Source organism: Mesobacillus subterraneus, assembly GCF_003937825.1.
Classification (GTDB): Bacteria; Bacillota; Bacilli; order Bacillales; family Cytobacillaceae; genus Mesobacillus; species Mesobacillus subterraneus.
The window spans coordinates 1-19692 of the sequence record NZ_RSFW01000001.1 but is presented as its reverse complement, the minus strand read 5'-3'; the positions used below and the strand labels follow the sequence as shown (position 1 = coordinate 19692).

Genomic DNA, 19692 nt, shown 5'->3' with positions numbered 1-19692 from the left:
CTTCAGCAATAAGTTTCAAGTAAGAAAGATCATATGCTGTTGCCATCTGCGTTTGGGGGCGTATAGGGAAGATTTGAAAAAGCCTTACCATTTCGTGGATAAGGCTTCTTAGTGTATGAATCTGTACTAGATGGTCGTTCGTTTCTTGATTGAAACACAAGAACCGTCCCTGTGTTTCTTAGTCATTGTCATCTATTTCTTTCTCAAACTCATCGATGGCACCTGTTTTGGCGTTTATGGATAGTTCGTACTTGATTTTTCCGTCTTTGATTTCGATTTCGTATTTGTGGTCGTCGTCTAATTCGACTTCAGTAAGTGTTCCTGGGGCCGCTTTCAGGGCAATGGCTATCGCTTCTTTTTCGGAAATCAGATTGCTTGTTTTTGCGGCTGTTTGTTCTTTGGATGAGTCTGGATTTGCTTTTCCGGATGGAGTTGTTGCACCTGAAGCAGCTTTTGCATGATCATCGCGATTTTTTTCAAATTCAAAGATTTCGCCTGTGATGGCATCGAGATCAAGTTCATATTCGTATTTGTCATCTTTGATTTCAATGTCGTAGTGAACACGGTTATCGTCTTCATCCAGTGAGATTTCAGTCACCTGTCCGTCCGCCTTGGCGAGGGCCAATTCGATAGCCTTTTCTTTTGTCAGGTAACCGGTTGCTTCAGTTCCCTTATGCTCGACCTGTGCGTTCGTCTCAACCTTGGCTTTTTTTACGTCATCATCTGCCATTGCGACTGAACCCACTGTGATGACTCCTGCGATTGCCGGTAAGATGATCCACTTATTCACTTTCATGTTTTGTTCCTCCTTTGATTTGTTCTACACTACTGATGTTACCCTCGTAAAATGAGAGCATTCTGAGAGCAAGATTAAAATTTGATTAGAAATTGCAGAGTGCATGAAAAAACAGGCAGCCATCAGAGATAGCTGCCTGTTCCATGATCAATCATCCCATGTGACACTGAGGATTTTTCCGGTAATCGCATGAACCTGGATCGTGGCTTCCTGGTCCTCGTTTTCTCCGCCGTCCTTTTCAATCTCAACGAGGTAATAGCCGCCTGAAGCATCTGAGACAAATTCGATTCCTTCCAGGACACCGTTCAGCTGTGTTTTAGCAATCTCAACCGCGCGTTCCTCAGAAAGCTTTACCGTATCTGCAGGGGGAGTGCTCGGCTGGTCTGGCGGGCTTGTTTCTTTTCCATTGGCTGAATCAGGTTTTGAATCATCTTGGGGAGGGGTCTCCGCATTTTCACTTTTTGCTTGATCTGCATTTCCGCCGGATTTCTTAGTAGGCTCAATTTGCAGAACATTCCCATATACCAAGTCGGTCTTTATTGTAAACTGCTCGTCACCTCTTGAAAGCAGTGTGACATATTGTCCGCCTTTTTCTTCGATGCTCTCTACTTTTCCTCCATACATATTTTCGAGCGAGGAAGCCAGTACTTCGGGTGCCATTGCTTCTTCACCTGAGGAACGCAGCTGCTCCCAGCCAAAACCGATCAGTACTATCGCGATTGCCAGCATTGCCGGAATAAACCATGGCTTCTGGTACCATTTCATCTGGTCATCCTCCTTACCATTTCGATACCTTCATTATAAAAAACAAAGATTAAAATTTGCTGAGAAATCATTGCTTGAATGTAAGAAATATCGAAGTTCCTTCACCAACTTTGCTTTTTACCGAGATATCCAGGTCAAGTTGTGACGCTAATTCCTTGGCCAATGATAACCCCAGCCCTGTCCCTCCGGTTTTCCGGTTACGGTCAGAGGCGACCCGGTAAAAACGGTCGAAAAGGCGGGGGATTGCTTCATCCGGAATGCCAATTCCTTCGTCATGGATGGAAATCCGGTCAGGCTGAAGATCGACACGGACGGCCTTTTCACTATATTTCAGGGCATTATCAACGAGCAGGACAAGCAGCTCCCGAAGTCTGGCTTCATCGGTCTCGATCGTGAATGATTCAGGTGCTGAAACCACTACTTCCCTTGCATATACTTTTCCCAGCTGCTGCCCGGTATTTTTGATCACCGGCACGATATCGGTTGGTTTCAGAGGAACTTCAATCGGCTGACGGCTTCTGGCCAGCTCCAGGAACTGGCGGATCATGTCCTTCATCCGTTCGGTTTCACTCAAGATGGAAGTGAGGGCTTCATCCGTCAGCTCTTTATTCTCCACACCACGGCGCTTTAGCAGGTTTGCATAGCTTTCAATGATTGTAAGAGGTGTTTTTAGCTCATGGGATGCATTTGAGACAAATTGTTCTTGCTTCCCGAAGTGCTCCTCAAGCTCTTTCATCATTTCGTTGAATTCCCGACCCATTTGCGCTGTCTCATCTTTTTCATGTTCGTTAAGCTTGATTCGTTCATATGCACCAGCTATCCTGTTTTCACGCATCTGCTGAATGAGCCTGTGGATTGGAGCGGTCACTTGCCTTCCCAGTATGAAGGAGGACAGGAACATGAGTCCTGCACCGGTAAGCGTGGCAATGAGGACGATTTTTTTCAGGAGATTGAGCGTTACGCCGATTTCCTTCAGTTCCTGATGGATGTGAAGCGCAGCCACACTGCCATCGGACAGGAGGGCAGTTGAATGGATCGTCATGATCCGTTGGCCATTTTGTTGAGTCAGTGTGTAATTTTCGTCAGGCGATATCTCCACATGGATGTTATGTAAGCCTTCCGTTGTTTCGACCGAGGCAAGCATCTTTCCGTCCGGGTGGATCAGCTGAATCGCTCCGTTGGCAGGAACGTATGCCCGCAGGATGGTTTTGATTTCAGGAAGGCTGTCAGTGGTTGAAAGCTTCGCCACGGCCTGCTGTGCATCTGCGCGCAAAGGAGCGGCGGCTCCCGAATACGACATTTGCTCAAATAGGAAATAAGTGATTCCGTTCATGACAGCAAAAATCACAACTGCAAGCAGGGTGGTGAAGACATGAATCTTCGTCTTAAGCTTCATCTTTCTTCTCCTTGAGCATATAACCTGCCCCGCGGACTGTCTGGATATAGGTGATGGAATGACCCTGGTCGATTTTTTTACGAAGGTAGCGGATATAAACATCGACCACATTCGTATCGCCAAAATAATCATATCCCCAGACTCCATCAAGCAACTGTTCTCGAGACAGCACCTGGTTAGGGTGATTCATCAATACTTCCAGCAGTTCATATTCGCGCGGCGTCAATTGGATCAACTGGCCATTCCTCATTACTTCACGGGAATCCGGGTTCAAATGCAGCTTGCCAATCCGGATGCCTGGTTCTTCCGGACGGGGAGCTGAGTGTCGCAAAGCGTTTCGGATCCGTGCAAACACCTCTTCCATCATAAAAGGCTTGGTAATGTAATCATTCGCACCGAGATCCAGCCCTTCCACTTTATCTTTTACCGAGTCACGCGCAGTGAGCATTAGCACAGGGGTAGCCGGGTCAGAAGCCCGAATCCGCTTCAACACCTCAAAGCCATCCATCTCGGGCAGCATCACATCAAGAAGAATGCAATCAAACCGCTCCTGCCTGAATAACAACAACCCATCCATCCCCGTAAAAGCCGTAGCCACCTCATATCCCTCAAACTCAAGCTCAACCTGGAGAACCCTCGCAATCTTTTCTTCATCTTCAACGATTAAAATGCGATTAGTCATTGTCTGCCACCATCCTGACTATTTTTTTCAATTACAGTTTTTTCGTTCGTTTTCTTTTAGGATATTTCAATTGTCGGTCTTAATCAAAGAAACTTTCTTATAATGGGGAGCTTCCTAGATTTTTATTATGCTAAAAGAAGTGCAGATGCTCGCTGAATATGGCTTTGTAAATAAAGAGGATGAAACACAAGAACCGTCCCTGTGTTTTATTTCGGGAACAGAAGAATATGTAAAAAAATCAATCATATAATTGGTGGTGGAATAATGGGGGAGGAATGATTACATGGCAAATCCTATTGTTGCGAGGTCATTGGACGAAATTCAATTTTGGTCAAGGATTATGAAGGAGCATGCTTTATTCTTAAGCTTGGGTTTTACCTATGAGCAGCAGCAGTTGATTGCAGAAGCGCAGCAGTTCATTGCTGTATTTGAACGGATTGAAGAGAAGCTGGCAAGGTTTTCGGTTAACTCTGATATACGTCAGGTCCAAGCTTTTAACAATGAGGTTTATCAAGCCGCAGCATCAATTTGGGCCTACAAGAGAAAGGTATTAGGCTTAACGTTGCGGTGCGAAATCAGGTCAAATAACTTCCCTTTGTTAATCGATCATATAAGCAGGGAAGCAGCTTATTTCGCTAATCGGTTAAAGGAATTGAATGAAGGGAAACTTGCCCCTGCGCCGGAGTCGATCATTGCGGAAAATGTCTTCTTCCTGAGGATTATGGCCGACCATGCTAAATTCATCGGACACCTATTAGATCCGTCGGAAAGAAAGCTGGTCGAACAGGCGAAGGAATTCAGCCATGATTTTGATCAATTGGTTTTTCAGGCAGTTGATTTGGATTCAATGCGACCGCAATCCGAAACTGTACCGATCCTGGATCAATTCCTGGATCAAAACAGAGTATCCGTTGCTTCCTTGAGGGATTTCAAGAAAACAGCCAGAGAATTGATTGAAGCCTGCCGCATCAAGAGCAATATCCATCCACTATTAGCTGATCACACTTTCAGGGAAGCGGAAAGATTTTTGGAAATCATTGATTTATTCGAAGCCAGCCTGAAAGGGCAAAAGATGCAGGGATAGGGTTAGCTATATAATTATATCTTGATTTGCACATTGAGAACCTATTCCTTCTGTGGATTAGGTTTTTTTATACTTGAGGATAAATCAGTTCTGTTCATCGTTTATCCCTGCGGAAGATAACGTTAGGCTGTTCATATTTTCAACTATTGATTTTGATGATGGTATATGGTAATATTTCGTTAATTTCATAAGTTAATCGAGAGATTTTATTTAACTTTATTTACTTTGAAAGCTTTAGCATGCGGTTAAAGACGATTTGGCTGCATGAAAAAGCATTATTTATGGTAATAAAGTTAGAAATAAGTAAATCGGTGTATTTCTGGGCTAAGGGATTAGTCTAAGGAATAGATCGATTTTTTGTTTAGGGGGGATTTTTATGAGAAAAACAAAAGGTGCTTTTGAGTCTGATATTAGCAAAGCGATTACCCAGTGGGAAAAAGACTATCTAGGACGCGGATCGGTTTCAGTTAAGTCCGATATATTGCGGGATATGATTATTGTAAGTCTTCAAGGCGTCCTGACACCAGCTGAATATTCAGTTTGCGAAACAAAAGAGGGCATGTTAACGATAAAGAAAACTCGTTCAGAGTTAGTCGAATCAGGATTGGAAAATCTGAAAGAAATCATATTTACGATCAGTGGGGAAAAAGTGAAGAGCTTTCATACGGATATAAGTTCCCGAACGGGAGAACGTGTGATGGTATTCAAATTATATAACGATCTTGAAAAATTAATAACGGGAGATTTTTAATAGCCAAAGTGCCAGTTAAAGGTAAACCGACAATTCAGAGTGCCAGCGGTAAAGCCGCCTGGATTCTGTAATTGTCGGTTTTTTTTATGGGAAAAAGGAACTAGGAGGGTGCTGAATGAACGAAATCATTCTACAAAACTTATTGTCACCAGTTGTGTTGTTTTTTGTATTAGGCATCATTGCCGCAATATTTAAATCGGATTTAAAGTTTCCAAACGGTCTGAGTGAGGGGTTAAGTATTTATTTATTAATCGCAATTGGAATCAAAGGGGGCATTGAGCTATCCCATTATTCAATTGAATCGGTATGGGCTCCAATCATGGGGGCATTATTTTTGGGAGTCATCATCCCTCTGATTACGCTGATGATTATGAGAGTCATAAAAATGGACCTGAAAAATTCTATAGGGTTAGCTGCTACTTATGGTTCTATAAGTATTGTTACGTATGGTGCAGCAATTGCCTTTCTTGAAGAGAGCGGTACATCCTATGAAGGATTTATGAATGCCCTGGTAGTTTTAATGGAAAGCCCTGCAATATTAGTGTCTTTACTTTTATTTAAGATTGTTGAAAGCAAGAAAGACTTTCCGATTTATTCCTCACAGAATATGGGCATCATTCCTCCATCCGCAAACTTAATCGATAAAGATGTTTTAAAAGAAAGCCTATTCGGAAAAAGTATTTTGCTTCTGGTGGGCAGTTTGCTGATTGGCTGGGCACTTGGTGAAAATGCCGTCCCCATGGTAAAACCTTTATTCATCGATTTATACAGCAGTGTATTGATTCTTTTCCTGTTGAATATGGGGTTGATTGCGGGGCAACGCTTGCCTGAGGTGAAGAAGCACGGGGTTAAATTACTAATGTTTGGCTTATTTACGCCACTTTTATTTGGGGGATTAGGCGTTCTAGTGGGCAGTTTTGTCGGCTTGTCCATAGGCGGAGTGACGTTGATGGGGGTATTAGCGGGAAGTGCCTCATATATTGCTGCACCAGCCGCGCTGAAAAGTTCAGTGCCAGAGGCGAATCCCTCGATCTATCTGGGTTTATCTTTAGGAGTTACGTTCCCATTTAATTTAATCATTGGAATTCCAGCCTATTATGAAATGGCAAAATGGATACTGTAAAGGAGAGATCATATGTCAAAATTAATGAGTAAAAGTACGAAGAAAACAATGATCATTACGGGTTTCAATCGGGAGATTTATCATGTTTTACCGTCGATTACTAATAAAAAGGAAGAGGATTTATTGATTCTCAACAGCTTCGGGGCCGTTATTTCCCAACCATATGGTTGTCTGATCAGAAATATCATTCTCGCGTTATTATCTGAGAATGTAGAAGAAATCTATCTGGTTGGGGAAGTCGAAAGAAAAGAAACCAGGCTCAATCAAGAGGAAGTGCTCCTCAGGCTAAAGGAGTCAGGGGCTACAGAAGCGACAATCAACGCCATCAATTATACAGATGTAGTTGAACATGATGTAGTCAATTGGTTAGTGGGGCCCGAAGCTATAAGGGATGTCTTGAGGAGGAATAAAGAATTAATAACGGGCAATCCACTAATCCCAAAAAACATACCAGTCTATGCTTATATTGCAGATTCAGAGACAGGGGAATATTACCCTGTTTAATTCAAGCTTTCCTCATTTTTCATAATCAATGCTGGCCGGGAAACGCTATAAACGAAATAGACGTTCAAAGGCGGGGGATTTATAGAATGAAGGTATTATCAATGATTCAGCCCTGGGCGAGTCTTTTTGTTCTCAGGGAGGCGCAATATGAAACGAGGTCATGGAGTACGAAGTATCGGGGACCGCTTGCGATCCACACCAGCAAAAAAGTTGATAAAGCTGTCTGCAGCCATGTGGCGATTCAGTCGCTGCTGTTAAAGCATGGGTACAAAACAGAGGATCTTCCCACCGGAAAGATTATCGCAGTATGCCAGCTTGTAAATTGTTTAAGGGTGATGGAAAACAACGAAACCTGGGCCGTGCTGGAAGATGGCAGGACAGTTTCAGGCAACGACTATTTCCTCGGTGACTATAAAGTCGGAGGCTATGTCTGGGAAGTAAAAGACATGAAAATGCTGGACACCTTCATCCCCGCCAAAGGAAAGCTTGGGCTGTGGGAGTATGATATATGAAACAGAGGGACGGTTCTAGTGTTTTAATGAAAATCTATACGTTTTTGCAACTGATTGCCTTATCCTTAGATAAAAAGGATGAGGCTCTTGTATTTACAGCTTCAAAAAAATGCAACCCTGATATAGTGTACTTTGATCTGGAACCCTATTATTTAGATAGACGATGGTATCAGCAATTTCGTCCTTATCTTCAGCAGTCAATTCATAGGAATTCGATAAAAAACGCAGGAAATTCACCATTTCAGGAGATTTATCAATATAACTCGGAGCCGGCCTTTCCCTTGAACCAACCACAGAACGTATCGAATGTCATTGATCTCAATTCCCGGAAAAGAGCAGGAAGAAATGATCCTTGCCCTTGCGGAAGCGGTAAAAAGTATAAGAAATGCTGCGGGAAATAACAGGAATTTGGAAATGGGCTTCTTGAATTGCCTCTATCTAAAATGAGAAGCAAGGGTGCGTTCCCTCTGCAAAATGAAAGAGCCTTATCCTACTTGCGGATAAGGCTCTTTTCATAGTGTGGTAATTGGTAAAAACAGGAGAACCGTCCCCGTGTTTCTGCCTGTGTTTCTGTTACGCTGTTGTTTTCTTTGGTTCGAGGACTGCTACGGTTTCTTTGCGCTGGTAGTAGTACCAGTTTAATACGATTGAGATGACGTAGAAGCCGATGAAGATGAAGAATGCTGGTTGGTAGCCTCCTGATAGGTTGATGGACCATCCGAATAGTTTTGGGATCAGGAAGGAGCCGTATGCTGCGAAGGCTGCTGTGAATCCGAGTACTGGTGCTGCTTCTTTTGGTACGAAGATTCCAGGGATCATCTGGAAGGTTGAACCGGATCCGATTCCTGCCGCAATGAAGAGGATTAGGAATGAGATCAGGAAGCCGCTGAATTGCATTTTGCCAAGGAAGTAGATGACACTTCCTGCGCCAGCCATCATGACTACCAAAACGATCGATGTCAGTTTCGCTCCGCCCATTTTATCTGCAAGCCAGCCGCCAACAGGGCGGGATGCTGCAGCAAGGAATGCGCCAAGGAACGCAAGTGAAATATGTTCCGGGAACTGGGACTTCAACAGAAGCGGGAATGCCGCTGAATAGCCGATAAATGAACCGAATGTTGCTACATAAAGCCATGTCATGATCCAAGTGTGCTTTCTTTTTACAATAACGAACTGATCAGAGAAGGATTGCTTCGTTCCAGGCAGGTTATCCATGCCGAACCAGGCAGCGATCGTAACGATCACAATTGGTACAAGCCAGATAAATGCTGCATTTTGCAGGAATACTTCCTGGCCGTTTGATAATGTCTGGCCATTGCCAGCAATGAAAGCGAAAGTGCCAGTTGTAATGATCAACGGAGTCACGAATTGTACAACCGAAACCCCCATGTTTCCTAAACCGCCGTTAATGCCAAGTGCAGTTCCGCGCGCTTTTTTCGGAAAAAAGAAACTGATATTGGATGAAGAACTTGAGAAGTTACCGCCACCCAGGCCGCAAAGTGCTGCGAGTAGAAGCATTACAGAATATGGTGTGTCAGGATTCTGGACAGCGAAGCCAATCCCGACAGCCGGAATGGCAAGGACAGCAGTTGTGAGGACCGTCCAGTTACGGCCGCCCATCATACCTACGCCAAAAGTATACGCAAATCGTAAAGTAGCACCAACAAGACCAGGCATTGCTGCCAGAGTGAAAAGCTGTTGATCGGTAAAACTAAAGCCTATGTCATTTAAGCGAATTGCAACTACAGACCAGATCTGCCAGACAATGAACGCGAGCATCAAGGAAGGGACAGAAATCCATAAATTCCGCTGGGCATGTTTTTTACCCTCGGATTGCCAAAAACGATCGTCTTCAGGATTCCATGTATTGATACGAGCCATTTTAATTCCTCCAAATATTTTTAAGTGGGTGTTTACAAGATTAATAAACCATTTATATCACGCTTCAGGTGTGACGTACCTCACAATTCGAGTAGTGCACACAATTCTGTCAAAAAGTCTTGAACACTTTTTGACAGAGAGTGATAAAAGTCAGTACCCATAGGGGTTTTACCCTAAAAATAGAGGGCGGTTTTGCTGAAAACAGAGGGACGGTTCTCCTGTTTTTTCCAATGAAACAGGTGGGCTGTTCTTGTGTTTGGCTAATTTTTATTCAGGTGCTAACTTCATGTCCAGGAAGAACCACCTTTGTCCCAAATTGTGAAAAGAATGGGCTTTTTCAATATTTAATGGTAGACTGCAATAGTTAAACGGGAATACTAACGAAAAAGCAAGCTACAGGAGGTTCATGGATGCTTAACAACGATATAATGATCCGTCTGCGTTACGGACTGGATATTAAAGATACTGATATGGTAGAGATCTTCAACCTTGGCGGGGTAAACGTGACAAAGGACGACGTCCGAATGATGCTGCAGAGGATAGATGAAGATGAATATGGTGAAGAGATTGTTCCCGAAGGCTACGTAAGAGTCAACAATGCGATGATGGAGCAGTTTTTTAATGGTCTTGTTACTTTTAAAAGGGGAAGTCGTCCGGGTGAATCCGGCCATCCGCCGCTTACGGGGGAGAGCGTGAATAACCAGCTCCTGAAAAAGGTGAAGATCGCGCTGTCGCTCACAAGCGAGGATATGCTCGAGATCTTTGACCTGGCGGGAGTCCGCGTCAGCAAGGGTGAACTTGGGGCAATTTTACGAAAAGAAGGGCACAAGAACTATCGGGAGTGCGGCGATAAATTCGCGCGGAATTTCCTGAAGGGGCTTGCTTTGAAATTCAGAGGTTAGAAAGATAAACAGACGGTTCTCATGAAGCATGAGAACCGTCTTCTTGTTTGGAAAGTTGAATTTCTTTGAGCTTTTGATGTGATTCCACGGGCCACCATGCCCCGCAGTCATCCGAGACGACACAGGCGGCACATTTTTCAAGGTCATAAACTTTCATTCCGTTTATCGGTGGGGAATAGAGGTGGAGAGTGACAAGTCCTTCAGCACCGTCCGCTTGCATTTTATGGACCCCTTTCTGCGGAGCATAGAAGAACTTCCCCTGATGGTGGTACTCCTTGAACAGCTCTTTTGGCAGGCTGTTGCCATTGACCTCGTACACTGCATTAACAGAAGTCCCATTAAGAACCTGGATCCAGCCATGGGAATCACCATGGTCATGGGGAGCGCATTCCAGGTCCGACCAGTTCATCACCAGAAGCTCAACATCCTCGCTTTTGTAAAGGAGTTTTCGATAATAGGGCTTTCCTGAAGCGGGCTTGAGCACTGGCTCCAATGTTGCAACGCTCATGTTGAGACTGGCCAGTGCCTCCTTCATCTGAGCTTTCGATGGGGATTTTAACGAATCTAATATTCTCTCGGCTTGAGGATTCAAGGTCATTATACCGTCCTCCTGATTCATGGTGATTTTTTTCGAAAAAAACGCAAAAGCATGTGAACAAGACCACCGTTGACAATGATGACTCCTATAATAATTATGATTCCGCCAATGGCACTTATGAGGATGAATTTTTCATGTAAAAGGAAAATGGCAGCAATCAAGGTGACCAGCGGCTCAAGATAGAGGAAAACGGAGACCTTTGAAGCATCCAGTACCTCCAGTGCTTTTCCCCAATACCAGTACCCCATCCCGGACACGAAGATCGCAAGGAACAGAAGATGTGCCCACTCTGTTTGTGACAGCAGGGAGAGTGATTCCCAGCCCCTGTTCCGGATGATGAAAGGGAGGGTGAGCACGAACCCGGTTAAACTCATGTAAAATGTCACGACGAGCGCTGGATAGGGTATGCGCAGTTTTTTTAACAGGATGGAATAGACGGCCCAGTTCAGTGTACTGAGGATCATCAATATGAAGCCGATATTCATCGATAACTCGAAAGAATGGCCGCTTCGGGTTGTGGTGACGATAAAGACCCCGGTTATGGCTACCAGCATCCCGATGGCTTTTTTCACATTCATCTTTTCATGCAAAAATAGGATGGAGAGGATGACGGTGAATATCGGGGAAAACGAAATCAGCCAGCCGGCAGACGAGGCAGTGATCGTTAGCAATGCCGTTGCCTGCAGCACTTGATGGACGAAGATCCCGAGTATGCCGAGTACAATCAAATGGGGGATGTAGCCAATCGAAATCGAGATCCGCGCACGATGGAGCAGTAAAATCCCCAATAAAAACAAAGCACCTAAACCAAAGCGGAACACCAATATTGAATAGGGATCGAGTTTTTCAAGTACGGCTTTTGCCGAAACAAACGAAACTCCCCAGAAGCTGATCGATAATAGCGCATAAAAAGAAGCGGTAAGCTTCGAGCGAAACGGAATCATCGCGTGGAATCCTTTCTGCCGGACAAGTTTTCTACTAGTCTATGCCTGTCCTCGTGAAAGAAGAATGGATGAAAAAATATCCAATTTCATTTACAAAATAATGTAAACCTGAGATAATAAAGCAAATGACCGAGGAGGGAAAGTAAGTTTATGGAACCAACATCTAATTGCTAATCATTAATTTTTTAAATTAATAAGGATTTTGTAACGAGTGTAAACACCTATTTAACGTAGGTTTATTTGTTATGCTCTTTATGGAATTGCGGCAATTAGAAGAAGGTAACTTACTTTACTGAATCGTGATTAAAATGTTTTGGCATGGGCTTATTTATGCTTGCCAAAAATGCGGATTCAAGACTGTAGGGATTCTTACGGTCTTTTTTTTATAGGCACTGTTAAAGGCCAATGTTGTTTCAAAGCCCTGTTGGTTGTAGTGGAAGGCGCGTAGACTCCAGCGGGATAGCAAGTCATGGGTTGACCCCGCAGGCGCATAAAGCGCCGAGGAGGCTCCCCGACTGCCCGCGGAAAGCGAAGCGCCTGGAACGAAGGTTAACAGCCAGGTTTAACAGAGTCTTTTTACAATAAATGAATAGTAAATAGGTTCTTCTTTGTGCTGTCCATAAAAAGCGTAGCTTCATTATGGATGAAAGAAGGAATGAGTATGCTTGAATTAAAAGTTCATGGAATTAAAAAATATATGGAAGCGACGCTGGTCGTGAACAGTTTTACATTGGAGGCATTCGAGGGCGATAAGGTCGGAATCGTCGGCGCGAACGGAAGCGGCAAGAGCACGATCCTGAAGGTAATCGCTGGGATTGAGTCAATGCATTATTATCCGGGCTACCCGCAGACCTCAAGCCCTGGGTATGATGAAGGGCTGGTCCACAGGCCGAGGGGAGCATCGTTCGCCTATCTCGAGCAGATGCCGTCGTATCCTGCTGGCTTGAAAGTGATCGAGGTGCTGAATCTGGCATTTGAAGAGGTTCACGCCATTGAAAAACAAATGCGAGAACTGGAGGAGCAGATGCAGGTCCTCGAGGATGTGGCTTTGGAAAAAGCGCTCAATAAGTACAGTGACCTGGTGAATTTGTATGAAACAAAGGGCGGATATGAACAGGAAGAGAAGCTGAGCAAGGTTTGCACCGGGCTAAAGTTTACTGAAGACTTTTTGCAGAGGGATTTTGATTTGCTGAGCGGCGGTGAGAAGACGACGGTGGGGCTCGGGAAAATCCTGATTCATCAGCCGGATATCCTGCTGCTGGATGAGCCGACGAACCACCTTGATATGGACTCGATTGAGTGGCTTGAGGGCTTTTTGAAAAATTATAGAGGAATTGTGCTGATTGTCTCGCATGACCGCTATTTCCTCGATCATGTCGTCAATAAGATTGTCGAGATTGAGGATATGGAAACGATCAGCTACAAGGGGAACTATTCCGCTTTTATCAGCCAAAAGGAAGAGAATATGCGCGTACAATACGAGCATTTTCGCGAGCAGCAGAAAAAAATAAACAGCATGGAGAAGCAGGTGATGAGCCTGCGCGATTGGGCGCTGCGTGCGGACAATAACAAGTTCTTCAGGCGGGCGGCGAGCATTCAGAAGAAACTAGATAAACTCGACCGGATTGATAAGCCGATTTTTGAGCGCAGGAATATGAGGCTTCATTTTAACGATGCTGTGAGGTCGGGGAATGAGACGATCAAAGCGGTTGGTTTGTCAAAGGGCTATGATGGCAAGGTGATTTTTGATGGTGCCGATTTGATGATTCATTACGGCGAAAGGGTCGGGATGGTCGGACCGAATGGCAGCGGGAAGACGACATTCCTGAAGATGCTGCTGGGTGAGGAACAGCCTGATGCAGGTGTGATCGAGCTGGGCGCGAACGTGTTGGCAGCATATCTGCCCCAGAAGATTGATTTTGCAAATGAGGAGCAGACGGTGCTGGAATGCTTCCGCGAGGACATTTCCATCGTCGAAGGGAAGGCGCGCGAATACCTGTCGAAGTTCATGTTTTATAAAAAAAGCGTCTTCAAGAAGGTGAAGTTTCTGTCAGGCGGGGAGCGAATCCGGCTGAAGCTTGCGATCCTGATGTACCAGGACATCAATTTGCTGATTCTCGATGAACCGACGAACCACCTGGATATCGATTCAATTGAAACCCTGGAAGCCGCGCTCGAGGACTTCAAAGGTACGATATTCTTCATCTCGCACGACCGTTATTTTATCAATAAAATCGGCGAGCGCGTGATTGCCGTTGAGGATCATGGCTTGAAGAGCTACCCGGGGAATTACGATGATTATAAGCGGGAGAAGGCAATCGAGCCGGTGGTGGCTGCGGTGGTGAGGGAGAAAAAGGAGAAGGTGTTGCAGCCTGCCCAGCCAGATCCTGCCGCAAAGCTGTTAAAGAGAATCGAAGCCCTTGAAAAAGAAATCAACGAACTCGACCTGGTGATGGGAATCCAGCAGGATTATGAAGAATTGGACATCATGTACAGCAGGAAGCAGCAATTGACCGGCGAACTGGAGCTGGCGATGGAGATGTGGCTGAGTGCCGGGGAATAGAGTGGATGGGAAGCATGGGAACCATGCTTCCTTTTTTATGCACTCCAGAATAATAGCATGTGGAAGTTGAGTAATAATTTAAAAATTTGTAACTTTCTAGTATCATCTTACGTCTGATTTAATAGACTACCAATCTTTCTAGAAATTGGTTGAATAAAAGTCTGCTAGAGCGGGAATACTATAACCAACAACCTATTAAATCGGAGGTAGATTAAGATGAAACAAATCAAAGAATTCATGAACGAAGAAGGTTTCGAGCTGAAAGGCTATATCTCACAACTATTCGAACAAGTAAACGACAAAGACGATAAAGAAAAACGCTGATCACACCCAAGCTGATCAGCGTTTTTTTTGTGCAAAAACAGGGGGACGGTTCTTGTGTTTTACCAAAAACAGGAGAACCGTCCCCCTGTTTCATTTACATCTGTCTTAGGACATCATCGATTTTTGCGTGGTCTTCGGGGGAATGATCGATATGTTTCCACAATAGCTTTCCCTCTGCGGAGTAAAGCCATGTGCCTCCCTGGATGTAGACGTCCTGGGTTTTCATGGACTTCAGGACGAATTGCTTTTGTTTTTCATTTTTTGGAATGAAGTTTTTAACCTTGCCGGTGATGAAGCCAAAACCAGCTTTCGCAAGGAGTTTCCACTTCGGCATTTTCTTGTGGCCCATGCCACGATACGCTGCCCTGGACGGGTCCCCTAGGATTGGGAATGGGAATGGCCCGAACTGGTCGGTGAACTGCTTGATAAACGTCCCCTTGGATGGGGCGATGGCAATCACCTGAAATCCTTTTTCTTCCACTTCATTTATTCGCTCGCGCAACTGCGCAAGATAAGCTCTGCAGACCGGTCAGCCAAGGTGGCGAACAAATACAACCATCGTCGGCATTCCCTGGATAGCTGCTCCAAGTGTGATGCTCTTTTCCGGATCGGTTGTTTCCAATACATAGTTCATCTCCACTCCTCCTTTTTTTCACTATATATAAATTTCCCTTCTATGGCAAAACAGAGGGACGGTTCTCGTGTTTTTCCAAAAACAGGAGAACCGTCCCTCTGTTTCAAACATTTACAATCCTTTTCAATTCCTTTACAAGTCCTTTATACCTAGTTAATAACTGTCTAGTAATCTTGTTCTTGTAGGAAACTTACATATTCTTAGGGGGAATTAAGGAATGAAGAGTTTTAAAAGGTTAGCGATGTTTACTATGCTTGCTTCTGTGATGGCGTTCGGATCTGCTTGCTCAGGCGGGGAGAAGAGTGCGGAGTCGGCGAATGGATCGAATGATACTGAAACTGAAACTCAGCTTGAAGGAAGCGTCGTGATCGACGGATCTGGCACGGTTTACCCGTTCATGGCAAAGATGGCCGAGGATTATATGGCAAACCAGGAAGATGTGTCGGTTGAAGTCAGTCGCTCAGGAACTTCCGCGGGCTTCAAGAAATTCCTAGTTGAAGAGGGAACAGACTACAATGATGCTTCCCGCCAAATCAAAGATGAAGAAAAAGCGACAGCTGAAGAACTTGGCATTGATGTAAAAGAGATGAAGGTGGCACTTGATGGCCTGACGATCGTGATCAATAAGGAAAACGACTGGGCGAAGGAACTGACGAAGGAAGAAATCATCGACATTTTCCTTGCTGAAGGCGGCAAGAAGAAATGGTCAGATGTCCGCGCTGAATTCCCAGACGAAGAAATCAAGACATACGGCCCGAACGAGAACCACGGAACATATGAATTCATGTTTGAAAATATTCTGGATGAAAAAGATCTAGCAGAAGGCATCAATCTTCAGCAGGACTACTCGGTTTTGGTTGACCTTGTGTCAAAAGATAAGAATGCAATCGGCTTCTTTGGCTACGGCTATTATGCCAACAACAAAGACAAATTGACTGCAGTAAGTATCGACTTCGGCAAGGGACCAGTTGAACCTTCTCTTACAACAATCAAAGAAGACGGCGATTACGGCCCATTCACTAGACCAGTATTCACATACCTGAACGCAAACAATGCAAAATCCAAGCCACAAGTGCTTGACTACGCCATCTTCACCATGAAAAACGCACAAGATGTCGCAGAACAAACAGGCTTCGCACCACTATCAGACCAAGACATCCAGGCAACACTAGCAGAATTAGAAGCATTGAAATAAAAACAGAGGTAAAAACAGAGGGACGGTTCTACTGTTTCATAAACAGAAGAATGACCACGGAACGTCAGGTCATCACACGAAAGTTATCATATTTAGAGGTCTAATTCATATTTGAATTAGGCCCTTTTTATTAGGATTGATGATTTTTTTCGTTCAAACAGGTGATAAGGCCACCATTACTTTTGACTGTAAATGAAAAAGGATTACTCATTGAGATAGATAAAAAGAAAGAAACATGGGACGGTTCTGGTGTCTCGAAAAACACCAGAACCGTCCCTCTGTGCTAAAAACTAGTAAGTTACTGCCGATAGTAATGGTAATGACTGAACTGGCAATGTCTGGTTGGCATTTAGATGCAAGGGAATGTGCTGCTTCCTGTTTAATGTGAAAGGGGGAGGGTGAGAGTAAAGATTTCAACAGAGGTTAAGTTTAGTATTGGGTTGATTCTGATTGCGCTGCTGCCGGTTGTCGTCTTATTTTACCCGCTGCATGAGGAATTTGAATATACAGGAAATATTGTCCCGGTGCAGGAGCTCGGTATTGATGGCTCTGTTCATTTTACTTATGTGAATACTGGGGTGACGGAGAAACTGCTTGATAAGCTATTGCTATTACTTGCGGAAGAGGACATTCAGTTTTATCCGATATCTTCTGATGAGTATGAAGCTTACTCCAGTTATCAAGAAGATATGAATGTGTTTAAAGAGATGACCATTGCAAATGCCGTTGTACAATCAGATCCAGAAGAAGCGGATTTAGATGCATTTGAAAAGCGGATAAATGAAATCATGGCGGAAGCGTCTCAATATTATGGTGACTCTCTGGGACTAATGGTGGCAATTGGATTAGTGGAGGAAGCCAACCAATGGAATTTTTCCGAGGAAAAATCCTTCACAATAGCGGGCACCGGGACAATCAACAGTGACCGGACCATTGGAGAGGTTGGGGGCATTCGGTATAAGCTTCTGGCTGCTGAACAGAATGAGGTCGATTTTTTCTTTGTTCCTAAGAATGTGGATGAGAATGACGGCTATCTTAGCAACCAGGAAGAAGCGTATAAGGTTGGCGATGAAGAGAATCTTTCGATGATGATCGTGCCTGTTTCGAATTTGGACGAAGCCATTTCCTTTTTAAAAAATGTACAGGAATTCAACTTGAATTAGGGGGAATTAAATTTGGATCTTTCTTCAAAATCCGTAGGGAAAGTGTTAAGGATTTTCTTATTCATTGCGATTGGCTTGAATGTAATTGGATTATTTAATAGTTATTTCTTGGCATTTCATACGGAGTTTTTTGTACAGTATTTTGTTACGTTTGAACAATTTACTTCGCTGTTTTTCACATTGATCTTGATCATCTTATACATCTTGTATTTAGTTTGGCTATTCAAAGTTCATAAAGATTTAAGAAAGTTAAATCCAGAATATCCAACTACACCTGGGGGTGCGTTGGCGCGTGTCATCATTCCTTTTTACAATCTTTATGGAATGTGGAATGTGTATTCGAGGATGGCGGGTTACTTTGAAGAAAAGCAGGCAACTGAGAAATTTGGCAATAAATTAAGCAGGTACATACCTTTTTATTATTTCTTATTCTTTATCTCAAACGGGTTAAACCAATACATCTCTAGAGGAACCGTTTCAGGGGTAGCTAATTTAGACAAAGTCTGGTTAGTATCATACGCAGTCGACCTGGCCCTAGTAATCTTTTTCACCTTAATTGCAAGCGCAGTAACACCCGCACTCCAAACTCTTGCAAAAATGGAAGAAACACAACAGAGCGAGGAAGTCATATAGAAGACACGGGGAAAACAGGGGGACGGTTCTACTGTTTCAAACGGAAGGAAAACACGGGAACGGTTCTATTGTTTCATAAACAGAAGTATTTCAAAGAATGTTGTCATTCATCCAATGTACAAGAGGTCTAATTCGCATATGAATTAGACCTTTTATCTGTTTTAACCAAAACAGGAGGGACGGTTCTTGTGTTTTGAAAAACATGTTGAAACAACAGAACCGTACCTGTGATATTTAGAAGGAATAAACGTCTCTTTTGTAGAATTTTTTCGTATGATCTGGAAAAGCGGTGACAATTTCGACTCTTTAGTTGGAGGGAAAAGCTTGATTCAGCAATACAGGTTTAAAAAAGCAGGCAGGTATTAGAAGGAAGGGTTGGCAGAGGCAAAGATTGAGTTCACAAGTGACCAGGAGAAAGCAATGGTCGTCTCTGAACTTGAGGGTGCAGAAGTTCAAAAATATTTAGATAACCTGCTTGGGAGTGGGAGTTACGTAAATTGTTTACAATATTTTCTTTAAATAGGGATAAGGATAGGGGGGGGGCTATATTGAAAGTGATTAAATGGGCAGTCCTGTTAATCCCAATAATGCTTGTTTCCTGGTACGCCATTGATTTTATTCGGTTTAGTGATTATGACGAAAAGAAAAGAATCGCTGAAATGGATGGTAATACCTTAATGTTAGCTGTTATTCAGGTCGAGCCAGATGCTTCATATAAATTATCAGAAGTTAAAATTTCAGATGATACACGAATAACAGGCATGGGATTTCAATCACTTTTCGTAAACCATATTGATGATTTAAAACTCGGCCAAAAGGTAAGAGTATGGTATAAGCCGAACGAGGACAATGAACATATAGCCGAAAAAGTGGTAGTGTACAGCTTTTGAAAACGCAGGGACGGTTCTGGTGTTTCAAAAACACCAGAACCGTCCCTCTGTTTCACTTGGTCATGAATTTGTGACGCTGGCGGGCTTTCTTCAGTATGTGTTCGATTTCTTTTAGGGCGGTGTGGCGTTCGTCGGGAGTGGGGACATTCAATAATTGCTTTTTTAGCTCGGTCAGTTTCAGTTTGTCTTCTGTAGAAAGATTGTTTCTCATCATACCATCCTCCTTTAGAACACAAGTGTAGACCACGAATATGAATGTAGTTTAGGAGTTTTGTAAAAAAAACGCAGGGACGGTTCTACTGTTTCGCGTCGAAACAGTAGAACCGTCCCCCTGTTTTTCTTAAAACACTAG

Annotated in this window: 20 protein-coding genes and 1 pseudogene; 12 read left to right on the top strand and 9 right to left on the bottom strand. The window is 43.8% G+C overall.

Annotated elements, in window-relative coordinates:
• Positions 1-178 precede the first annotated feature (178 nt).
• The 4 genes from EJA10_RS00100 to EJA10_RS00085 form a co-directional block, all read right to left on the bottom strand.
• The gene (locus EJA10_RS00100) at positions 179-796 is read right to left on the bottom strand and encodes a PepSY domain-containing protein (protein WP_125477980.1); all 618 of its coding nucleotides are present in this window, start codon (positions 794-796) and stop codon (positions 179-181) included.
• 147 nt (positions 797-943) lie between these two features.
• Positions 944-1561, bottom strand: coding sequence for a PepSY domain-containing protein (locus EJA10_RS00095; protein WP_125477979.1), 618 nt, complete (start codon positions 1559-1561; stop codon positions 944-946).
• A gap of 67 nt (positions 1562-1628) precedes the next feature.
• Entirely contained in the window at positions 1629-2957 is a 1329-nt protein-coding gene (locus EJA10_RS00090; RefSeq protein WP_170169021.1) for a sensor histidine kinase, read from the bottom strand.
• Positions 2947-3639, bottom strand: a complete 693-nt coding sequence (locus EJA10_RS00085) for a response regulator transcription factor (RefSeq protein WP_125477977.1) — start codon at positions 3637-3639, stop codon at positions 2947-2949. Before EJA10_RS00085 ends, EJA10_RS00090 begins: the two co-directional genes overlap by 11 nt.
• A gap of 283 nt (positions 3640-3922) precedes the next feature.
• Between EJA10_RS00085 and EJA10_RS00080 the strand changes: the two genes are divergently transcribed.
• The 6 genes from EJA10_RS00080 (at position 3923) to EJA10_RS23855 (ending at position 8014) form a co-directional block, all read left to right on the top strand.
• Entirely contained in the window at positions 3923-4723 is an 801-nt protein-coding gene (locus tag EJA10_RS00080) for a DUF2935 domain-containing protein (protein WP_125477976.1), read from the top strand.
• A 376-nt stretch (positions 4724-5099) separates the two neighbouring features.
• Positions 5100-5474, top strand: coding sequence for a Na-translocating system protein MpsC family protein (locus EJA10_RS00075; RefSeq protein WP_125477975.1), 375 nt, complete (start codon positions 5100-5102; stop codon positions 5472-5474).
• A 115-nt stretch (positions 5475-5589) separates the two neighbouring features.
• The gene (locus EJA10_RS00070) at positions 5590-6597 is read left to right on the top strand and encodes a sodium-dependent bicarbonate transport family permease (protein ID WP_125477974.1); all 1008 of its coding nucleotides are present in this window, start codon (positions 5590-5592) and stop codon (positions 6595-6597) included.
• A 12-nt stretch (positions 6598-6609) separates the two neighbouring features.
• Positions 6610-7101, top strand: coding sequence for a carbonic anhydrase (locus EJA10_RS00065; protein WP_125477973.1), 492 nt, complete (start codon positions 6610-6612; stop codon positions 7099-7101).
• 86 nt (positions 7102-7187) lie between these two features.
• Positions 7188-7613 (top strand): ASCH domain-containing protein, encoded by a 426-nt coding sequence (locus EJA10_RS00060; protein ID WP_125477972.1) that lies wholly within the window; start codon positions 7188-7190, stop codon positions 7611-7613.
• On the top strand, positions 7610-8014 hold the full coding sequence (locus EJA10_RS23855) for a YecA family protein (RefSeq protein WP_281274448.1): 405 nt from the start codon (positions 7610-7612) through the stop codon (positions 8012-8014). Before EJA10_RS00060 ends, EJA10_RS23855 begins: the two co-directional genes overlap by 4 nt.
• A gap of 172 nt (positions 8015-8186) precedes the next feature.
• On the opposite strand, the gene EJA10_RS00050 is transcribed toward EJA10_RS23855, so the two are convergent.
• On the bottom strand, positions 8187-9494 hold the full coding sequence (locus EJA10_RS00050) for an MFS transporter (RefSeq protein WP_125477971.1): 1308 nt from the start codon (positions 9492-9494) through the stop codon (positions 8187-8189).
• Positions 9495-9904: 410 nt separating this feature from the next.
• On the opposite strand from EJA10_RS00050, the gene EJA10_RS00045 reads away from it, so the two are divergent.
• Complete coding sequence (locus EJA10_RS00045; RefSeq protein WP_125477970.1) at positions 9905-10396, top strand: YehS family protein; 492 nt, start codon at positions 9905-9907, stop codon at positions 10394-10396.
• 19 nt (positions 10397-10415) lie between these two features.
• On the opposite strand, the gene EJA10_RS00040 is transcribed toward EJA10_RS00045, so the two are convergent.
• Together EJA10_RS00040 and EJA10_RS00035 are read right to left on the bottom strand one after the other, a co-directional pair.
• The gene (locus EJA10_RS00040) at positions 10416-10994 is read right to left on the bottom strand and encodes a cysteine dioxygenase (RefSeq protein ID WP_125477969.1); all 579 of its coding nucleotides are present in this window, start codon (positions 10992-10994) and stop codon (positions 10416-10418) included.
• Between the two features lie 17 nt (positions 10995-11011).
• The gene (locus EJA10_RS00035; protein ID WP_125477968.1) at positions 11012-11938 is read right to left on the bottom strand and encodes a DMT family transporter; all 927 of its coding nucleotides are present in this window, start codon (positions 11936-11938) and stop codon (positions 11012-11014) included.
• Between the two features lie 661 nt (positions 11939-12599).
• Here EJA10_RS00035 and abc-f point away from each other — a divergent pair.
• Positions 12600-14501, top strand: coding sequence for a ribosomal protection-like ABC-F family protein (gene abc-f / locus EJA10_RS00030; protein WP_125477967.1), 1902 nt, complete (start codon positions 12600-12602; stop codon positions 14499-14501).
• A gap of 418 nt (positions 14502-14919) precedes the next feature.
• On the opposite strand, the pseudogene EJA10_RS00025 reads toward abc-f, so the two are convergent.
• Positions 14920-15342 (bottom strand): annotated as a pseudogene (locus EJA10_RS00025) (AhpC/TSA family protein); the annotation flags it as partial.
• Between the two features lie 334 nt (positions 15343-15676).
• Here EJA10_RS00025 and EJA10_RS00020 point away from each other — a divergent pair.
• The 4 genes from EJA10_RS00020 to EJA10_RS00005 all read left to right on the top strand — a co-directional run bounded on the left by EJA10_RS00020 (position 15677) and on the right by EJA10_RS00005 (position 19340).
• On the top strand, positions 15677-16654 hold the full coding sequence (locus EJA10_RS00020; RefSeq protein WP_125477965.1) for a PstS family phosphate ABC transporter substrate-binding protein: 978 nt from the start codon (positions 15677-15679) through the stop codon (positions 16652-16654).
• Between the two features lie 398 nt (positions 16655-17052).
• Entirely contained in the window at positions 17053-17817 is a 765-nt protein-coding gene (locus tag EJA10_RS00015; RefSeq protein WP_125477964.1) for a S16 family serine protease, read from the top strand.
• Positions 17818-17829: 12 nt separating this feature from the next.
• Positions 17830-18450 carry a DUF4328 domain-containing protein gene (locus EJA10_RS00010; protein ID WP_125477963.1) on the top strand — a complete coding sequence of 207 codons (621 nt, stop codon included), beginning with the start codon at positions 17830-17832 and terminating at the stop codon, positions 18448-18450.
• A gap of 548 nt (positions 18451-18998) precedes the next feature.
• A complete protein-coding gene (locus EJA10_RS00005; protein WP_125477962.1) occupies positions 18999-19340 on the top strand; it encodes a hypothetical protein in 342 nt (113 codons plus the stop codon).
• Between the two features lie 52 nt (positions 19341-19392).
• Here the strand turns inward: EJA10_RS00005 and EJA10_RS23170 are convergent, their stop codons facing one another.
• Complete coding sequence (locus EJA10_RS23170; RefSeq protein ID WP_170169020.1) at positions 19393-19554, bottom strand: hypothetical protein; 162 nt, start codon at positions 19552-19554, stop codon at positions 19393-19395.
• Positions 19555-19692 lie beyond the last annotated feature (138 nt).